The 19,913-nt window shown below is 53.9% G+C and carries 13 protein-coding genes; 8 read left to right on the top strand and 5 right to left on the bottom strand.

Features of this window, described 5'->3' with window-relative positions:
* A partial coding sequence (locus tag ABX962_RS08350) for a hypothetical protein (RefSeq protein WP_372718384.1) occupies window positions 1–241 on the top strand: 241 nt, incomplete at its 5' end.
* Window positions 242–370: 129 nt separating this feature from the next.
* On the opposite strand, the gene ABX962_RS08345 is transcribed toward ABX962_RS08350, so the two are convergent.
* Both ABX962_RS08345 and ABX962_RS08340 read right to left on the bottom strand, forming a co-directional pair.
* On the bottom strand, window positions 371–838 hold the full coding sequence (locus ABX962_RS08345; RefSeq protein ID WP_372718383.1) for a hypothetical protein: 468 nt from the start codon (window positions 836–838) through the stop codon (window positions 371–373).
* A 217-nt stretch (window positions 839–1,055) separates the two neighbouring features.
* The gene (locus ABX962_RS08340) at window positions 1,056–3,587 is read right to left on the bottom strand and encodes a response regulator (RefSeq protein ID WP_372718381.1); all 2,532 of its coding nucleotides are present in this window, start codon (window positions 3,585–3,587) and stop codon (window positions 1,056–1,058) included.
* Between the two features lie 154 nt (window positions 3,588–3,741).
* Here ABX962_RS08340 and ABX962_RS08335 point away from each other — a divergent pair, with 154 nt between their 5' ends.
* Window positions 3,742–5,412 carry a sigma 54-interacting transcriptional regulator gene (locus tag ABX962_RS08335; protein ID WP_372718379.1) on the top strand — a complete coding sequence of 557 codons (1,671 nt, stop codon included), beginning with the start codon at window positions 3,742–3,744 and terminating at the stop codon, window positions 5,410–5,412.
* A gap of 235 nt (window positions 5,413–5,647) precedes the next feature.
* On the opposite strand, the gene ABX962_RS08330 is transcribed toward ABX962_RS08335, so the two are convergent.
* The gene (locus ABX962_RS08330; protein WP_372718377.1) at window positions 5,648–7,843 is read right to left on the bottom strand and encodes a glycogen debranching N-terminal domain-containing protein; all 2,196 of its coding nucleotides are present in this window, start codon (window positions 7,841–7,843) and stop codon (window positions 5,648–5,650) included.
* Window positions 7,844–7,955: 112 nt separating this feature from the next.
* Window positions 7,956–9,056 carry a glycosyltransferase family 4 protein gene (locus tag ABX962_RS08325; RefSeq protein ID WP_372718375.1) on the bottom strand — a complete coding sequence of 367 codons (1,101 nt, stop codon included), beginning with the start codon at window positions 9,054–9,056 and terminating at the stop codon, window positions 7,956–7,958.
* Between the two features lie 283 nt (window positions 9,057–9,339).
* Between ABX962_RS08325 and ABX962_RS08320 the strand changes: the two genes are divergently transcribed.
* Window positions 9,340–9,756, top strand: a complete 417-nt coding sequence (locus ABX962_RS08320; protein ID WP_372718373.1) for a hypothetical protein — start codon at window positions 9,340–9,342, stop codon at window positions 9,754–9,756.
* An 84-nt stretch (window positions 9,757–9,840) separates the two neighbouring features.
* Here the strand turns inward: ABX962_RS08320 and ABX962_RS08315 are convergent, their stop codons facing one another.
* On the bottom strand, window positions 9,841–10,515 hold the full coding sequence (locus ABX962_RS08315; RefSeq protein WP_372718372.1) for a nucleotide exchange factor GrpE: 675 nt from the start codon (window positions 10,513–10,515) through the stop codon (window positions 9,841–9,843).
* 452 nt (window positions 10,516–10,967) lie between these two features.
* On the opposite strand from ABX962_RS08315, the gene ABX962_RS08310 reads away from it, so the two are divergent.
* The 5 genes from ABX962_RS08310 to groL all read left to right on the top strand — a co-directional run bounded on the left by ABX962_RS08310 (window position 10,968) and on the right by groL (window position 18,916).
* The gene (locus ABX962_RS08310) at window positions 10,968–11,687 is read left to right on the top strand and encodes an ABC transporter ATP-binding protein (protein WP_372718370.1); all 720 of its coding nucleotides are present in this window, start codon (window positions 10,968–10,970) and stop codon (window positions 11,685–11,687) included.
* Between the two features lie 56 nt (window positions 11,688–11,743).
* On the top strand, window positions 11,744–14,410 hold the full coding sequence (locus ABX962_RS08305) for a Gldg family protein (protein WP_372718368.1): 2,667 nt from the start codon (window positions 11,744–11,746) through the stop codon (window positions 14,408–14,410).
* An 83-nt stretch (window positions 14,411–14,493) separates the two neighbouring features.
* Window positions 14,494–16,464, top strand: coding sequence for a hypothetical protein (locus ABX962_RS08300; protein WP_372718366.1), 1,971 nt, complete (start codon window positions 14,494–14,496; stop codon window positions 16,462–16,464).
* A 463-nt stretch (window positions 16,465–16,927) separates the two neighbouring features.
* Window positions 16,928–17,260, top strand: coding sequence for a co-chaperone GroES (gene groES / locus ABX962_RS08295; protein WP_372718364.1), 333 nt, complete (start codon window positions 16,928–16,930; stop codon window positions 17,258–17,260).
* Window positions 17,261–17,293: 33 nt separating this feature from the next.
* On the top strand, window positions 17,294–18,916 hold the full coding sequence (gene groL / locus ABX962_RS08290; RefSeq protein ID WP_372718362.1) for a chaperonin GroEL: 1,623 nt from the start codon (window positions 17,294–17,296) through the stop codon (window positions 18,914–18,916).
* The last annotated feature ends 997 nt before the right edge of the window (window positions 18,917–19,913 follow it).

Here is a 19,913-nt window from a genome sequence, read left to right as displayed (position 1 = left end):
TGAAGAATTTCGCCGATTTGCATTCACCGATCACGATGGCATAGCTCACAACGTGATCGACTTCGCAGACGCGATTAGCAATCAGGATCAATTGTCGTTTGAAATTGCAGTTGTTCGTGGCGTCGATAACTTTATCAAGGAAGAGCAGGACGCCGCACCAAGTCTCGTATTTTGGGGATCAATTCGCCTTTCCTCGCTCGCCAACTGGGGTTTGCATTTGGAGTTAATGCTCGCGGCCTAAACCGAGAAGCCTACAGCGGTTTTGGTTAGAAAACAGTCGGTCGTTGGTTAGTCAGCAACTCAAGAGACTGCATCCGTTGTGATGCGGAGAAGGCGGTGCAGTCTCTGGTCAAAGTAGACCGCCTAGAAATTAGCGACGTGATTGGTCTTTGAATACGTCGTAGGTGAGCCACAGCATGGCGATGCCCACGCCAAGGTAAGTCCAATCGAACACGGGGCGTGCATGCCTCCATGGCCATGCAATCGCGAGGTCGAGCATGCAGAGCACAATCAAGGCGGTCGCCAACAAGAACGAGATTACTGTGAACCATTTTTCGAGCGTGAAGCGGTTGATGAAACGCCCCATCCTCGACTGAGGACGCCGGATCGGTTTTCGATACGGCGTCGGGTGAGTTTGTGTTGCGGCCATCCGCCGCGGCGATGCGGCGGGTTCGATGCGATGTTGTGGCCGCCGATCCACGTAATCCCGATTGTGACCGAGGGGGGAATGACGGCTGCGGTCTTGCCGCGATGGCATCTGACGCGACGGTGCCCGATGCGGCGGCGATGGACGGCTTGATTCTTGGGTATTGGGGCTTTTGAGTGTTGTGGGCATCATTGGTTCCTCCGTTTGCATAATGCAGCGAAGTATCATGCGCTCGAGAATATGCACGCAGCGTGCCAATGGACGACAATTTACAGATGTAACACACCAGCTCGCCGCTTTCACGACCGATAAAACACGCCCCTCAAACCATGAAGGCTCGCGTGCGAATCGGGGCTACTGTGAGTGTCAGCAGGACAAATTGACGCCGAACACGCCAACTTGACTTTGGCTAATTTGCCTGCATGTATTCGTCGACGGCGTCGGTGAAGGCGTCGATGAGCGGGCGTAACGCATCAATCCGGCCGCGAGCCTCGGCGAGTCGATCGTGTTTGGCGTCCTGCTCGATTTGCTGGGCCAATTCGTGAGCTGCGTTGTGATCATAACTGCTCACTAAACTCTTCAGCCGGTGGGCTGCAATTTCGAGTTGACGCGGCTCGCATTGATCGACGGCGTCGCTCATCATTTGCATCAATTGCGGCATGTCATTGAGCACGTAACCGATGTGTTCTTTCAAGAGATCCAACTCGCCGCCCATCCGCTGTAACGCCGACCCGATACTAAATATCCCGGCGTCATGTGACTCTGGATATTGCGAAGCTGCCAGCTTGGGGGTGTTGTTTGAACCTTCGCGGTCGCTGTTAGCCATTCTTTCGACTAACGTCACCAGTTCCGCGGCATGGATCGGTTTGGCAAGGTAGGAATCCATGCCGGCGGCCAAACATTTTTCGCGGTCTCCCTGCAGCGCATGGGCGGTTAGGGCGATGATGGGAAGATGTTCGCCCGAGTCTGCTTCCTGTTCGCGAATCGCTTTCGTCGCTGAAAATCCGTCCCGGCCTGGCATCTGCACGTCCATTAATACCACGTCAAACGATTCGTTTTGGCAGACCGAAATGGCGGCGTCACCATCGCACTCACTGCGAACGTCATGGCCACGACGTTTGAGGATCGATTCGACCAGTTTTCGGTTCGGTTCGTGATCATCTACAAGTAAAATGCGAAGCGGCTTGTCGACAGTTTGGGCTAGCGGCGTATTCGTCATCTCGTTGGTTGTGGTGCAAGTGGATTGATTGCGAAACGACTGGTGATCGCAAGTTGCCAATGTGCTCATAATGGCTTCGAGCAATGCGGATGCCGAGACAGGTTTCACGAGGTACGACTCGATACCTAATTGTTTGCACCGGTGAGTCGAACTGGGACGATCCGCCGAAGACAGCATCATCACGGTGCCTGCCTGCAAATCGGGACGTTGCTGCATCATTTCAGCCAATTGAAATCCATCGACCACTGGCATCATCGCGTCAAGGATGACGAGGTCAAAAGGAGCGTCGTCGCGAACCGCAGATTCTAATTCTTTCAAGGCAGCGGCAGCCCCGGGACAATGTGTCGTTCGCATCCCCCAATGGCCAAGCATTTCGTTTAAGATCCGTCGATTCGTGGCGTTGTCATCGACGATCAAAACGCGTTTCCCATCTAAGTTTTGCGACGCAAGATCGCGGATCCGATCAATCGATGTCGCGGAAGGATGGCCGCCATCGGCAAGATGGTCCGCTGGGCTACCCAGTTTTAGTGTTAACGTAAAGTGGAACGTGCTGCCTTTGCCTTCGCTGCTTTGCACCCACAGTTTACCGTTCATCAACCGCACTAATTTCGAAGTGATCGTCAATCCTAGCCCGCTACCTCCAAAACGACGAGCCATCGAGGAATCGACCTGCGTGAACGCATCAAAGATCTTCTGCAGACGCTGCTTGGGAATACCTATTCCTGTATCGGAAACCGAAAAATGCAAACAGATTTCATCGTCGGTCTGCCATTGCTCTTGTACATCGACGACAATTTCACCTTGGCTAGTAAACTTGATCGCATTGCCAATCAGGTTGAACAAGACTTGGCGAATTCGAGTCGGATCGCCTTGCAAGTCATGGGGAACGGTCATCGGCATATGAACCGCCAGTTCAAGTCCTTTCTCGTGGGCACGAACCGCTAACGCTTTTGTCGTTTCCCGGACGATTTCGGCGAGGTTGAAGTCGACTTCTTCGATCTCCATCTTACCGGCTTCGATTTTGGTGATATCCAGCACGTCATTAAGCAAATTCAGCAGCGAATCGGCCGACGACTTGACCGTTTGCAGGTAATCGCGTTGCTCGCGAGACAAATCCGTGGTTAACGCGAGCTCGGTCATCCCGAGGATTGCGTTAAGCGGCGTGCGGATCTCGTGGCTCATGTTTGCCAGGAACTCGCTCTTGCTGCGACTGTTCGCTTCGGCGGACTTCTTCGCTGCCAACAACGCTTCTTCGGTCTGCCGACGGCGTGTCACATCGCTTTCGATCACGATCCATCGCGAAAGTTGTCCACTGTCATCGTTGACCGGGATTAATTTGCATTCGACCCACAGCGTCGTACCATCACTGCGGTACTGCAAGACATCCGTCGTTAATTCTTCAGCGGCCAGCATCGTTTTGCGGATCGCTTGCCGTGTTTTGGCGTCGGTGCTGGGGCCGAACACTAGGTTTTCTAAATTGCATCCAACCGCCTCGGCCGCTTCGTAGCCGCAGAGTTTGCTGAACGCTTCGTTGGTCCACTGGATTTGGCCGCTCGCGTCCATGATCAGGATCGCGTTGCTGGCCCGACTAACGACCAACGACAACGTTTCCAGGTCATTACGATCCGCTGCGGCTTGTTCATCGCCGCGCAATTCGGACGCTTCGGACCGGATTTTGGAAGCGGATTCAGGCAACCGAATTTGAAATGCTTTCTTAGTCATCGCTACCAAGGTTGGGGGGTGACGACAAAATGGCACACTGCTTGCAATTGTTGCTAGTTGAGCAAATATGCTGCCAATTTGACTTTGATTGACGTCCATTTACTCCTATCTCAAGGGGATGATCGCGTCCTGTGATCGAATCCCCAGTGATCGCATGTCCCGAATCCTTGTTGTTGACGATGAACCCGCAGATCTGAATTTGGTTCGTCACGCGCTGGAAAAGCAAAATTACGAAGTTGCGACTGCTTTGTGTGCAAAAGAAGCCTTGCGACTGCTACGGCGAGGGGGTGTCGATGTTGCCGTATTGGACGTGATGTTGCCCGACGGAGACGGGTTGGACGTGTTGAAAAAGATCCGCGAGATTGATGAGCATTTGCCAGTGGTTTTCGTCACTTCAGGTGGCGAGAGCAGTACTGCAATCCGAGCGATGAAACTCGGTGCGTTGGATTACTTGCTTAAACCAATCAATGTCACGGAGCTTCGCGGCGTGGTCGGGCGTGCTGTGGAAATCCGCAAATTGACCAAATCGCCCGTGGAGCTTGATGTCGACTCGCGATCAAGTGATACACATTCGATCATCGGCCGCTGTGCAGCGATGCAGGAAGTCTATAAATCGATCGGGATTGTCGCCGCGCAAAACGTGACAGTGTTAATTCGAGGCGAGAGCGGGACCGGTAAGGAGTTGGTCGCCAGAGCATTGTACCAATACAGCGAGCGGGGGCAGGGACCGTTTCTCGCAGTAAATTGTGCCGCGATTCCCGAAGCGTTGCTAGAGAGTGAACTATTTGGTCACGAAAAAGGGGCCTTCACCGGAGCGGACCGCAAACGAATCGGAAAGTTTGAACAATGCCGCGGTGGCACTTTGTTCTTGGATGAAATCGGGGACATGTCACCGGTGTTGCAAAGCAAATTGCTACGGGTATTGCAAGAAAAGCAGTTCGAGCGAGTTGGCGGCAACGAAACAATTCAAGCCGACGTGCGAGTGATCGCAGCGACGCATCGAAACTTGGAACAGATGGTCAGCGACGGCGAATTTCGAGCGGATTTGTACTATCGGTTAAATGGTTTCTCGATTCATTTGCCGTCGCTCCGGGACCGCGGCAACGACCTTGATCTATTGGTCGAGCACTTTCGCCGTCACGCTTGTCGCGATTTGTCGAAAGAGGTTCACATGGTATCGCGTGATGCGATGCAGGTCCTGCGAGAGTATCGATGGCCTGGTAATATCCGGGAATTGCAAAATGCGATACGCCAAGGGATTTTGAAGACGTCCGGTCCCGCGTTATTGCCCGACTTCTTGCCTTCGTTCGTTTTTTCTGAATCGAATCGATCGATGCACGAACCGGGTGCCAAATCGAACGGCACCCAGGAATCCGAAAACCTCGTCGTTACCGCAACAGCATCGGATTCGGTGCGGCAATCCGCCGACACGCTCGTCCCTCTTGCAAACGGCGTTGCGGATGACGCGATTGATTTTGATTCGCCCCATTTGTATGACGATGTGATCGGCGCCGTTGAGCAACAGCTTGTCCGAGAAATGCTCAAGCGGACCGGCGGCGACAAAGTCGAGGCGGTGCGGCGACTGGGGATCAATCCGACGTTGCTTCGCAGCCATGCCGCACTGGAACTGTTGGACCTAGCAGCACTAAATCATCACGATGAAGAAAAACAGCTGGTCCGTCCCGGCATGACGTTGGCCGATATCGAAACCGAAGCGATCCGTCGAGCGTTGCAGGAATGTGGCGGTTGTCGTAAAGCAGCCGCGAAACAGTTAGGAATTAGCACTCGGACAATGCAGCGGCGTGTCAAGGAACTTGGGATCTAAGTCGATGCTCGAAGACCTCCTTGGAATCCGACATCGGGACCGTATGCGGTGGGCACTGAAACTGGCGGAAACTTCATGTGAGACAGCTGTGCAACGAGTGTGCCAAATCGTTTACGCATTCCTACTGTCGGCGTTAACACTCATTTTGAGGTTTGGGCGTGAAGTTTTGTCGCAATCGCGATGTCAAGTTGGCATCATCGCGATTGGATGTCACCGGTCACTGGCATTTCCCCCCTTATCCGATGACGACAATTTGCAGATCGCCTTCCTTGCGTTCGACATTCATCCCGACGTCACGAGGATGGCGATGGAAGGCCAGATCAACCACGCCGTCGCCAATTCGCAGGTTTTGAATTCGAACCCAGTTCAAAAAGTCGGGTAACCGTGGGTTCTCGAATTGAACTTGGGGTTTCGTCGGTGAGAAGGTCAGTCCGAGGGTACTTTGCAGCAATAGAAATGCAGCACCCGTTGCCCAGGCTTGCGGCGAACAGGCAACGGGATAGAGCGTTGGAGCGTGGCCAGGCATCCGATCGAATCCGCAAAACAGTTCTGGCAACCGATGCAGGTCGTTGAAGAGCGAAGCATCAAACAATCCCGCAATCACTCGCGCACATTCGTCGCGAAACCCGTAACGTGCCAAACCTGCGGCGCACATCGCGGTATCATGCGGCCAGATCGAACCGTTGTGATAGGACATCGGGTTGTAGCGCACTTCTCCAGCACTGATGGTTCGGATGCCCCATCCGTTGAACGCTCGTTCGTCGGTTAACGTCGCGGCGACGGACGCAGCATGGCAAGGATCGACGATGCCGCTGAACAACAGATGGCCGGCGTTGCTGTTTCGCACTTGGCACGCCATTTTATCGCCGTCCAGTGCGATCGCAAAAGTTCCGATCGATGGTACCCAGAAACGTGCGTTAAAATCTGCTTTCAGCCGTGCGGCTTGCTGGCGAAGTTCACTGGCCCAGCCCGCGTCGTCCATCACGTCGGCCAATTCGGCTGCAAGTAACTTTGCTTGGTACACATATCCCTGAACCTCGCTGACCGCGATCGCACCTTTGGCGTCGCGTCCATCGCTGTGGAAGATGGAATCGTTACTGTCTTTCCAACATTGGTGGGTCAAGCCTCGTTCGTTGTGCGATTGGTATTCGACAAATCCATCGCCATCAACGTCGCCGTATTCGTCGATCCAATTCACGGCGCGGCGGATGTTGTTCCAGATGAATTCGATGAATTCACGGTCACCGGTACGTCGGTAGTATTGACCGGCCAGGATGACAAACAGCGGTGTGGCATCGACGGTTCCGTAGTAGCGTTTAAAGGGGACTTCACCCAATGCCGCCATCTCTCCGTCACGCATCTCGTGGACGATCTTTCCTGGCTCGGATTCGATGCTCGGGTCGACTTCGGTGGCTTGCGTTGCCGCTAAAAAACTTAACACGCCGCGAGCTAGTTTGGGACGCACCCAAAGCGTTTCCAGCGCCGTAATGATTCCATCGCGACCAAACGGCGTTGCGAACCAGGGGACGCCGGCGTAAGGGTAGCGACCATAGATTGTGTCCGAGACGAGCATGTCGAGGTCCGCATTGCTGCGATTGAGCCAGCCGTTGAATTCTTCGTTCGACGTAAAAATCTCAACGCGTTCGGCTTCGGTTTCACGCAGTCGGTTGCTCCAACCGGTGACAGCCTCGGCGTGACTGCGAGATGGAATGTCGGGTTTCTTGACGTAGCCCGCCTTCTCTGTGTGGCACTCTGCGGTGGCGTGCAGCGTAGTTTCTTCGCCACCGCCAAGATGGACCTGTAAAACACAGCGTCGCGGTTCGATGATTTTCACTTTGCCGTCAAACGCGATGTTGACCTCGCGTTTCTGGTCGTCCAATCCGCAATAGGCAAGCGCAACAATGGACTTGTTGACATTGGCTTCGAGCAATTCGCCTCGTCGGGTTCGGTGCTCGCCCCGCACCTCGAATATGTCACGAAAGTCCGACGCAAAACGGTATTCCACTTCGAGATCGACCGGACTGCGTGAGTAGTTCTTCAGTCGCAAATGTTCGTAGAACGTTCCGCCGTCGAGCAATATGCTGCGGAAAACGTGCAGAGTGCCTTGCGGCAGCACGTGATCGGTTTGAGGCAACTCCGGAGTGGTCATCTGCACCACAAACGAGCTGTTGTCTTCTTTCATTGTCGAATTTAACAACAGCGGGCGTTTGCTGTTAATCAGCAGTTCCCAATTCGATAGAAAGCGGGTCCCGAGGTGATACACTCCCTGTTCTGAATCGGCGGATCCACCGATCTCTCCGAATGGGTCGATGATGGCGAACGTGTCACCCTGTTTAAGCACCTGGCTGTTCGCCCGTGCTCGATTGTTTTTAGCCTGCACATCCCAATCGGTGGTGCCGGATTGAACTTTCGCGGGAGGTGTGCTGCTCATGGTAGGGGAAATAGAGAGGGCGTGCCCTCAGACATCGAAGGAAATCCCCATCGCGATTTCCACTGCCGAGGTCTGCGGGGCACTACGGTTCGAGAAATGGGAACGTAAACGATTAGCCGGCGGTGACTGCGGCGTCGCTGGTCTTGAGAATCGAGTCTCGCGAAGGAATGCGGATCGATTTTTGCGGGGAAATCAACCGCTCGTATACATCGACGTAACCTTTGGTCATCGATTCGACAGAAAAGTGGTTCTGGAAGTAAATGCGACAGGCACGGCGGTTGATTTTATCAATATTGCGTGCTGCCTCGATCGCCTCGTCGACACTTTCAACAATATATCCGCTGACACCGTGCTTCATCACCTCGTCGACGCTGCCGTTTCGAAATGCGATGACGGGGGTTCCGCAGGCCATCGATTCGGTCATCACCAAGCCAAAGGGCTCGGGCCAATCGATTGGAAACAATAGTGCTTTGGCACCTCCAAGCAACTTGTTCTTTCCGCTTTCGTTTACTTCGCCAATGTACTCGATCAACGGATGGTCCAAGAGCGGCTTGATCCTTTCTGAAAAATACGGTTCATCCACTTTGTCGATCTTCGCCGCCATTTTCAGCTTCACACCGAGGCGTTTAGCAATTTCGATGGCACGTTCCGGGCCTTTTTCGGGCGAGAATCGGCCAAGGAAGGCAAAGTATTCATTGGGATCGCACGCGGGTTGGTAGTCGTAATTTTCGCCGGGCGTGCCGTTGTAAACCGTACCAACCCAATTCGCATTTTTGATTGGCATTCGCTGCGAATGACTGATCGACACCACGGGCATATCGGGGAATTCGTCAAAAACGGTTTGGAAATCTGGCAGATCAAGTCGCCCATGAAGCGTGGTAACATGCGGCGTGTTCAAATATCGCATCACGCTAAAATGGCTGAAGTCGGTGTGGAAGTGAATGATATCGAATTTGTCCGCCATTCGCAAAACTTCCATCAATTGCCGCTGGTGCCATATGATTGCATCACGCGGCACGCTGCTGCATCGCAGTGACTCTTTGACAACGGCAACATGGTCAGCGTTTGTCAGCGAATCCCCACTGGCAAACAGTGTCACGTCATGTCCCTGGTTGACGAGTTCTTCCGTCAAATAGTGGACGACTCGTTCGGTGCCACCATAGGTTTTCGGCGGTACGGTTTCGATCAAGGGAGCGACCTGCGCGATTCTCATCGTTTGGTTTCCTTTATAAACATCCTTTAAGATCGATGATCAGCCAGCCGTGCGAATTGGCGACCGAGTAACGACCACGGACGCCAGAGGCCAAGCCGATAGAAACGGAAAATTGATCGCGACTGCATATTGCAACCGTCGTACCAAAACACCGTAAAACCGGGGCTTATAGCCAATGTGGCACGACGCGGATCGCTACGGGACAACGCGTCCGCCGGCTTAGTCGCAGACAGTGCGGCAACGTGTCATCAAAGTTCGGTACGCCGAATGCTCTTTCGTTCCGATGAAACCGCAAAACGCCCCTTGTAACCCAACGGCGTTTTGTGACATCGCCGAACGAGGAGCATTTGAGATCATGAGGAAGCGAGATTTGCGATTGCAATGGGAAACGTTGACCCTGCAATTAGAGAAGCAGCTAGCATCGGTTTGTGAGCGGCTCGCAGGACAATGTGTCGATGCGGTGCGATTGTGCATCGAACTGGAATCGCAGCTTTGTCAGTTTTGTGAGAAGCCGCTGCCGACGACGGGGGCGGAAATGAACGCTCGCACTCGACAAGCCAATCGGCTGTTGAAACGTTGGCGGCGTTTGACGAGACAAACCGATGCGGCCAAGGCGGCCGACTCCGGGGTGTCCAGCGGATTGTTAGGCTCGCCCGCCGTCAACAATCGATCTCGTTTCGGGTCCGCGGTATCAACGTAAACGTGGTGCCGCTGCGAGGTTGCATCCCCGTCTCCCGTGACCACGGAAAACGGGGATGCAGCGTGCTTTCAAGCGAATCACAAATCAATCGTTCGCACGTTCGGGATACGGGCTGGGCAACGCCATTAACACGTCTTGTGCCTCGTCGAACGTCTTGTATCGGACATCGTCGATCAGCACGCCTCCCGCATCCATGGCCGCAGATTCAGCGGTCGATCCTGCGGGGACACCTGCAATCGTGTAACCGTCGTTGGTTTCGACAATAACATAGTCGTTCACTGGATTCTCTCCCTGTGTTGGTGAATCACTTCGAGAAACAATAACCTTGGATGGTCGAATCACACGATCGTGCAATCGGTAGCCCTGCTCGACCACTTCCAACACCGAGCCTTCGGGATGATTATCAGAATCCTTTTGCCCGATGACGCGATGTTGTTTTGGATCGAGGGGGCTCCATGACCCCGAGACTTCGCGTAATCCATGTTTAGAGAGTGCGTCATAGAACTGATCGCGAACCACTTCGACCGACTCCATCAGCGCGTCAAAATCGCCAGAGTGTTGCCCCGATAGAATGGCCCGATCGAGATTGTCGAGCACTGGAAGCAAGTCGTGCATCAAATGGATGCCCGAATACTTCTTCTCCTCATCGAGTTCATTTCGGCTGCGATGACGATAGTCGTGAAACTCGGCGGTGGTTCTAGCGAGCTGGTCCTCACTCGCCGCTAATCTCTCGCGAAGTGGAAGATTCGAGTGGTTCATGGGATTGCCTCCGCTAAACAGGTATCGGCTCGCCTAGGCCGGCGATGCGACGCAGACGCCGACCATGAAGGTCTGGCCTTGCCAATTTACTGTGGCAAGTGTCATGCCATGGTGACGTTTATGAGTGGAACTTGGCTCTCGCGAACTTTCTCTGGTACCCGTGCGCAACGCGTGGCACTCGCACGAGCGAGCGAGTTAGCCGGAGATTTCGTCACACGTGATCTATCTCTGTACGAACAGCGGCTGGAAAAGGTTGCAGTAGCGACAGTTTGTCGGAACGAGCGACATATTGGCACTCGAATAGCCGTTCGTAAACGCCATGGTTGCATTGGCACGCCGGATGCTAAGAGGCATGAAAAATTGGCCGCCGTCGTGCAGGGTGATCGCTGAGGGCTCAGACGACGTCACCCCGTGCCGCGAACTGCATTTCCCCCATCAGGAGACATCCGCCTATGAGCGACATGATCGAAGCGTCAGGTCTGTCGAAATTTTATGGTGAGTTTGCCGCCGCTCAGAACATCACCTTCTCGGTTCCCGCAGGTCAAGTTTGTGCGTTTCTTGGACCCAACGGCGCGGGTAAGTCCACAACGATGAAAATGTTAACAGGTTTCTTATCTCCCGACACAGGAACCGCACGTCTTGGAGGATTTGATGTCCATCGCGACCGTATCGCCGCAGCAGAGCGTCTCGGTTACCTGCCTGAAAACGGGCCGTTGTACCCCGAGATGACGCCGAATTCGTTTTTAAGATACGTGGGTGAAACCCGCATGCTTTGCGGCGGCGAATTGGAGGATCGTTTGGATTGGGTTTGCCAACAGTGTTCGCTCGGTGATGTGTGGAAAAAAGCGATTGGCAAACTATCGCGTGGGTATCGCCAACGTGTCGGGATGGCTCAAGCGTTATTGCATGATCCCGATGTGCTGATTTTGGACGAACCCACCAGCGGGTTGGACCCCAATCAGGTTCATGGAGTTCGTCAGCTCATCGAGAGTCTTAGCGAAACCAAAACCGTCTTGTTGTCGACGCACATTCTGCAGGAAGTCCATGCGGTGTGCAGTCGCGTTGTGTTGATCAACGAAGGACGCTTGGTGTTCGATGGCCCCACTTCGGAACTTGGTCCTCACAGTGACGCAATGGAAGCGAAGTTCCGCGAATTGACGATCGCCGCGTGAGTGGCGGTTCCTTCACAGCCCGCATGAATACAACAAAACAACGAAGGAATTCGAAGATGCAACTGCGAAAAAGAGTCATTCAATCCATCTTTAAACGCAACTTTGCCAGCTATTTCTCTGGTGTCCTTGGTTACCTTTTCATTGTCGTCTTTGTGGTGTTGGGAGGTGCACTCGCGTTTAACGCGCGGTTCTTTACCGGCAACACTCCGTCGCTTGATCAATTGACTCAGTGGTACCCGGTATTGCTACTGTTCTTCATTCCCGCGGTCACCATGAGTGTGTGGGCCGAAGAGAAGAAGATGGGGACCGACGAATTGCTATTTACGATGCCCGCCAGCGAGAAAGAGATTCTGCTAGGAAAATATGCTGCTGTTCTGGCCGTCTACAGCGTGTCACTTGTCTTCTCGATGGCTCACGTCATGGTGTTGATGTTTCTTGGCAACCCCGATTGGGGACTGATCGCGACGACCTATGTCGGATACTGGATCGCAGGGGCGGCGCTGCTCAGTGCCGGCATGCTCGCGTCGCTGCTGACATCGAACATGACGGTGGCATTTGTCGTCGGCATTTTGTTGTGTGGGATTCCGGTATTTATCGGCAACCTTGGCAATTTACTGGGTTTGGGTGACACGCTGAACCAGTTTAGTCTGGCGGAACAGTTTCGTGATTTCGGTATGGGCGTCGTTCCGCTGACCGGAGTTTTGTATTTCGTCAGTTTGACGGCGTTGATGTTGTACTTGAACTACGTCGTCATGACCCGGCGGCATTGGCAAACCAAACGCGAGCCTTCGATGGCGACGCAGTTCGCAATCCGAGCGGTCAGCGTCGCGTCCGTGCTGGGCTGTGCAACCGCATGGGCTGGGTACAGCGCACTTCGCGTCGACGCCACGAGCCAGCGGCTATTCAGTCTTTCGTCAACAACGAAATCGATCCTCGTCAAACTTGAATCCGAACGCCCAATCGAGATCCAAGCGTTTCTAAGCCCCGAGGTGCCCCGCGAATACACCGAAACACGCAAACGTTTAGTCGGGTTGCTGCGACAATTCGATGAGCTAGGAGGTAAGAATCTTGCGGTTCGTTATGTCGATGTCGAACCGTTCAGTCCGCAAGCCGAAGAAGCCGAGCACTTTGGGATCGAGCCGGTCCAAGTCATGACTGAGCGTGATGGGCGACGCAGCGAAGTCGATGTGTATCTCGGTGCCGTGGTGATCAGCAGCTATGACAAGGTGGTCGTTCCGTTCTTTGGAAAGGGGTTGCCGATTGAATACGAATTGACGCGATCGATCCAAACCGTGGCCAGCGAAGAACGACATACGGTTGGCGTGCTGAGTACCGATGCAGGATTGATGTCGGGCAGCGATTGGCAGATCGTAGAGGAGCTTCGCAAGCAATACGACGTCGAAGAGGTTTCGGCGTCGAGCGAGATCAACGCCGAAAAGTTTGATGTGCTGTTGGCGGTGATGCCTTCATCGTTGACGGAATCCGAAATGGACAATCTGGTCAACTACGCCAAAACCGGCAGTCCGCTGTTGGTTTTTGATGACCCGTTTCCGTTGACCCTTGGAAGCAACGGATTTGGTGTCACCGGAGCTCCGCGGCAACCAAAACGCGGGCACTCGTCGATGATGGGAGGCGGTTCGCCCAGCGAATCCAAAGCCGATGGCGGCAAAGCGACACGGTTACTCAATGCCCTCGGGCTTCGTTGGCAATACGATGCGGTCGTTTTTGACATGAACAACCCACATCCTGAATTTGCAATGCTGCCTGCGGAATATGTCTTCGTCACGCGTCAGCAGACTGATTCGGAATCGTTTAACCGTGATGACGAAATCACGAATGGACTACAAGAGTTGATTGCACTTTATCCAGGAGAAGTTCGCGCGGCAAACGATTCGGACACCCAATTTGAACCGCTTTTACAGACCGGCCGCGAGTCGGGTGTGTTGCGATGGGAGGAATTTGTGGACGACAGCGGTTTCAACATGTTTACGATGCAAGCGGCCGTCAATCCTCGGCAAAACCCATTCCGAGTGATCGATGCGAACACGCACACCATCGCCGCCAAAGTGACTCGGGAGGGTGACAATCCGGTCAATGCGATCTTTGTCGCGGATATCGATATGATTTCCGATTTCTTCTTTCAAGAACGGAATCTCGGCAATTTGAGTATGAAGTTTGACAACGTTACCTTCGTTTTGAATGCCGTCGATTCGTTGGTCGGCGACACCTCCTTTCTAGAACTTCGCAGTCGTCGACCAGCTCATCGAACGCTGGTCCGTGTGGAAGAGCAAAAACGCGAATTCCTTGAAGCAGCGAACGAAGCGGAACGCAAGGCGGACCAGGCGGCCGAAAAAGAGTTGGAACTTCGTCGCGAGCAATTGAGCAAGCGGGTCAAGGAGATCCAAGAGAACGATGATTTGGATCCGATCGCCAAAGCTCAGATGTTACGACAGGCTCAAGAGGCCGAGCAGAAGCGAATGACGTTGGCCGAGGCACAGATCGAACAAGAAAAGAACGACCAAATCCGCAAGATCCGTGCGACCACAAATCGTCAAATCCGAAAATTGGAATCGAATATCCGGCTCTGGTCCGTCGGCCTGCCAGCAATCCCGGCGTTGGCACTTGGATTGTTCGTCTTTATTCAACGTTCCAAAGACGAACGCAACAACGTCATCGATTCGCGTCGCCGCGATCGATCGTCCGATGATTCCAACGTCCATTGATTCGAGCAGATAGTACGGTCGCTCACGACCGTCACCGCGCGAATTCCAGAAGCCAATATTTCGTCATTTAGGGAAAAGTTTCGATGTCCACCATCACTCATAATCAAAGTACTCCGAACGATAATGGCAAGCTCGGAGGGCATGCCGGAGATTCAATTCGTACCGCGTCTGAGTCGGTCAGTAAACGCTGGTCGACACTCGGCAGCGAAACTCGACGGACGGTGCTCTACGCGGTCGCAGGACTTGCGTGTTTGGCAATTACCGCAGTGGTCGAATGGGCAAGCCGTCCAGCTGAAATTCGAGAATACGGGAAATTGGGGCAGCCCTTCTTTCCCGATTTCACCGACCCAACCCGTGCGATGGCGCTGAACGTCGCGGTCATCGACAAGGACCAAGTGACCGCACAAGAGTTCGCGGTGGAGCAGACACAGAATGGGCAATGGGTGATTCCGTCGCACCACAATTATCCTGCCGATGCGGAGGATCAACTAGCAAAAACTGCCAGCAGTGTCATCGGCATCACACGTGGGGCGATGGTCAGCCGATGGGCATCAGACCATCCCCGCTACGGCGTTGTCGATCCCAAAGTCGATTCGCTTGGTGTGGATCAACTCGAAGGGATCGGAAAACGATTGACACTTCGCGGCGAGGGCAACGAGGTGCTGGCTGATTACATCATCGGTGATCCGGTCGAAGGAGAGGTGAATCAGTATTACGTCCGCCACCCCGAAGAGGACGAAACCTATGTCGCGACGCTGGACATTGATCTGTCCACACGATTCCGCGAGTGGATCGACACTGATCTACTGGGAGTCAACAGTTCTGATATCGTTCAACTGAGCTTGAACGATTATCAATTCGACGAACTCAATGCGACGGTGACGCAGCGGGATGTTACCACGCTTCGTCGCGAAAGTTCAGGCGAACCATGGCAGATGGCCGAGATCGACGACGACGTTGCCGAGGTAGATCAAGATGCCGTGCGTGAAACGATCAACGCGATCGCCGGACTGAATATCGCCGGCGTGCGGCCAAAGCAGAAAGGGTTGACGCCGCAACTGCAGCTCGATCGCGAGGCGGTGGGATCGCAGCGCGACGTGGACCGGTTGCAATCCGACCTGCTTTCGCGAGGCTTTTTGTTGCAGTCGGCCAGCGACAGCGATCCAAACACCTTGAAGCTGATCGCTCGCGAGGGTGAGTTGTCCACGGCAACGAACGAAGGGCTGGTGTACAAACTGCACTTCGGTCGCGTCTTTACTGGCAGCGAAGAGGAATTGGAAATTGGCCTCACGAGTGCTTCAAGTGATGAAGACGACAAACAGACCGAGGCTTCCGAGAAAACCGACATCGCTTCCGACGAACAAGGCGAAGAGCCTCGTAATGGCGACGAGCAGCAGAAGGACAAGGAGAAGCCTGGGCGTTATGTCTTCGTCACCGTTGCATTTGACAAGCAGTATCTTGGGGATGAGCCGTCCAAACCAAGCGAACCCGAGAAGCCCGAAGCTTTAGAGCAGAAAGACTCGGCCGAATCGTCTGATGTGAACGAGTCCGAGGATGCTGAGTCTGAAGAAGGTGATCAAGATGCTGCGAAGCTTGAAGAGCTCCGCAAGGAATACGAGAACCAGATGGACGAGTATCAGTCGCAGCTGCAAGAGTTTGAGTCCTTTCAAGAGAAGGTGAAAGCGGGTAAAGAAAAGGCAAAGGAGCTTAACCACCGCTATGCTCAGTGGTACTACGTGATCCCAGGGGAACAGTACGATAAGCTTGCCCTGTCTCGCAGTGACTTTATCAAAGCCAAAGAGACATCCGAGGACGATGCGGCGACAAATGAAAACACAGGATCGCTGACCGAGCCGCCGAGCGATCGATCGGAAACCGAGGCCGCGACTGGCTCCGAAACGGAGTCCGATTCGGAAGTGGATTCGAAAGACGATGCTACGCCGGACGCTGAAACCGTAACGGAAACGGAATCCGCGACCGACGACACAGCCGACGGTTCGTCGGCCCGAGCGCCCAGCGAGTCGAGCGACGACGGTTCGACCGAAACTCCGTAGGGATCGACATCAAATCGTCATCCCGCATTCATTGTGGCTCAGTCGCAATGACGCTATGACGTCTGAGCCGTGACGTTAATGCGATGGCAACGTCATCGTGTGGTTTCCCCGATTGCAATAACCCTCTCCCGCCGCCATTGGATTCCGCGGCGGGAGAGGGCATTTTGTTAGGGCATCGTGCCTTTCCGGCAGGTGCAATTCTGCTTGCGGTGCCAAATCATGACGACCGGCTTCATTGCTTCGAAAGTGTAATCGGATAGCGGTACTCTGGAGGTACCGTTTTATTCGATCGTCAGGTCATGAGAAACACAGAACAGGCCTGAATTCCCGTTCCAAATGCGTCTGGCACGGCGGTTGCTATTTCGGATTTTTGCCGCTGGCGTTGTGCCAAATTGGCTGTGGCTCCGGAGCGGCAGGGCCACGAAAGTTATGCAATGTCCAAGCGAACAATGGAGGGCATTCCATGGCGACTGCTACGAAATCAGAAGTAAATCCCAGTCTTAACCTGAAGCTAAAACCTCTCGCCGACCGCGTTGTCTGCCAACGTGACGAAGCGGACGAGATGACATCCGGCGGCATCGTGCTGCCCGATTCAGCGAAAGAGAAAGTCAACCGAGCGAAAGTGATTGCGGTTGGCCCCGGCAAACTTGATGACAACGGCACCTGTCATCCTCTCTCGGTCAACCCAGGCGACCACGTTCTGCTGAACAAGTACGGTGGCGACGAATTTGAAGTTGGCGAGATCAAATACACCATCGTCAGAGAGAGTGACATTTTGGCTGTCATCGAAGAGTAGGCAAGGGAATCAACTCGGAATAGGAAAACAACTATGTCAAAAATGATTGCTTTTGAACAAGAAGCCCGTGAATCGATGCGTCGCGGTGTTCACAAATTGGCCAAGACCGTCCGTAGCACGCTCGGGCCGGGAGGGCACAACGTGATCATCCAAAAAAGTTACGGATCTCCCGTCGTCACCCGAGATGGCGTCACCGTGGCCAAAGAGATTGAACTCGAAGACCCCTATGAAAACATGGGGGCACGGATGGTCCGCGAAGTCGCTTCGAAGACCAACGATGTCGCCGGGGACGGAACGACGACGGCGACCGTGCTTGCCGAAGCGATTTTTAACGAAGGGTTGCGAGCCGTTGTAGCGGGGACCAATCCGATCGGTATGAAACGTGGCATCGAACAAGCGGTCGAAGACATCGTCGGCAAACTCAAATCGATGTCGACGCCGATCAAAGGCCGCAAAGAGATGGAGCAGGTGGCTCGGATCAGTGGTAACCAAGATCCCAATGTCGGCCAGATCGTTGCCGATGCGATGGACAAAGTCGGTAAGGACGGCGTCGTCACGATCGACGAAGGCAAGAGCCTCGAAACCGAAGTCAAATGGGTCGAAGGGATGCAGTTTGACAAAGGCTACCTGTCGCCCTACTTCGTCACCTCGCCTGACACGATGGAGTGTGTGCTCGAAGAACCCTATGTGCTGATCCATGAAAAGAAGATCAGCAACCTGCGTGACTTGCTGCCGCTGCTAGAAAGAGTTGCCAAAGCAGGCAAACCGCTGCTCATCATTGCCGAAGATGTCGACGGCGAAGCCTTAGCGACGCTGGTGGTTAACCGTTTGCGGGGAACCTTCGTTGCCGCCGCGGTGAAAGCACCTGGCTATGGTGACCGCCGTAAAGCAATGATGGAAGACATGGCCATTTTGACCGGTGGCAAAGCGTTCTTTGAAAGCTTGGGTGTGAAGCTCGAGAGCATCGAACTTGCCGACCTTGGGCGTGCCAAGAAAGTCATCATCGACAAGGAAAACACCACGATCATCGAGGGTGCCGGCAAGACCGAGGATATTCACGCTCGTATCAGGCAGATCGAGACGGAGTATGACAAATCGACCAGCGATTACGATCGCGAAAAGTTGCAAGAACGTAAAGCGAAACTGGTGGGCGGCGTGGCCAAGATCAGCGTCGGTGGCGCGACCGAAGCCGAAGTCAAAGAAAAGAAGATGCGTTACGAAGACGCGTTGTCAGCAACGCGTGCCGCAGTCGAAGAGGGTATCCTGCCCGGTGGCGGCGTGGCACTCGTGCGAGCGGCCAGTCAGTGTGACGCGTCAAAACTAGATGACGATGAACGTGCCGGATACAACATTGTGCTAAGAGCATGTCGAGCGCCGATGACTTGGATTGCCGAGAATGCGGGTCAAGACGGATCGTTGGTGTGCGAGAAAGTGGCTGCCGAGCAAGGCAACTACGGCTATAACGCGGCCACGAACACCTATGAAGATCTGGTGGAAAGCGGCGTCATCGACCCCACCAAAGTGGTCCGCACGGCACTCGAAAATGCGTCGAGTGTCTCGACGTTGCTGCTAACCAGTGATGCATTGATCGCAGACAAACCGAAGGCGGAAACAAAGTCAGCCAAGGGGCACGGCGGCGACTATGACATGTACTAGTCGCGGCTGAGAAGCTTTTGCTTCGCGTTTTGCTGCGTACGCCGTCGTTGCCATTTTGGCATCGGCGGCGTTTTTTTTGCCTGTTGGCTGGCACGGATGGCGACCCGATGCGGGGGGCGAAACAATGTCAGTTTCGAATTGCTTTCGCGAAACTGGCGAGATTTGAGTCTCAGCGTTCGCCGGTAAGCCAAGGTGACGTCAGCATCTGCACGCCCCATGCCGTCTCAGTTGACAGCCACCAAGTTGATTTCATGGCGGATTGCCACGACCGGATTGTTGGTTATGCGAGCCGTCCGGTCGGTCTAGATAGGGGGTGTCGATGCCGCGTTTCCAAAACGCGATAAAGCAATTCTATCACCCAAATCGAATTCTTCGGGTTGTGTCTATAGAGTTGGATATTGTCTCGGCCAATGGTTCTAGGGCCAGTATCGAGATACGTTTCTGAAACAGAACAACGCTGCAGAGGCCAACACTTTGAGGCACTTGTTCTTATAGCGATTCCGCCAAATTAGCGTATCGGAAATGGTGGGAATTCTTGGATGGGGGGGGGGGCGGTGTGCCCCTGGCGATTGTCGAGATCACGGTAGCGAAAATGCGTTGCAGCGCTGCACCAACGGACTAGCTGTATAGAGTTACAGATCGCTCTATAGTCTTTTCAATGAGCTTGAGTGTGTGGCAAATGGGACGGTTGACTTGCGTCCATCCCCCTCTTAGTATGGCCGCAAGGGTGATGTATGCAGCCTTAGGCTGGCTGCATCCTTACGTCCGTTTTGCTCGATGCATTTGTTTTGGTTTTATACTTTACCCGTAGGCTACTTCGCATGAGTCGTCCCCTGTTTCGTTTGCAACTTAAAAGCTCACTCCTTTGCTTGGTCATTGTGTTTATGTTTTTGTCGCACAGTGGATGCGGAGGAGATACAGCGACATCACCGAGTTCGGATGAGTTGTCGGAGTATGTTTCCGAAAACCCGCACGACTTCGATAGCGGTGCCACGCT

The sequence above is a fragment of the Novipirellula sp. genome, assembly GCF_041583735.1.
Classification (GTDB): domain Bacteria; phylum Planctomycetota; class Planctomycetia; order Pirellulales; family Pirellulaceae; genus Novipirellula.
Note: the sequence above shows the minus strand (reverse complement) of the source record. Positions and strands in the feature narration are given on the sequence as shown.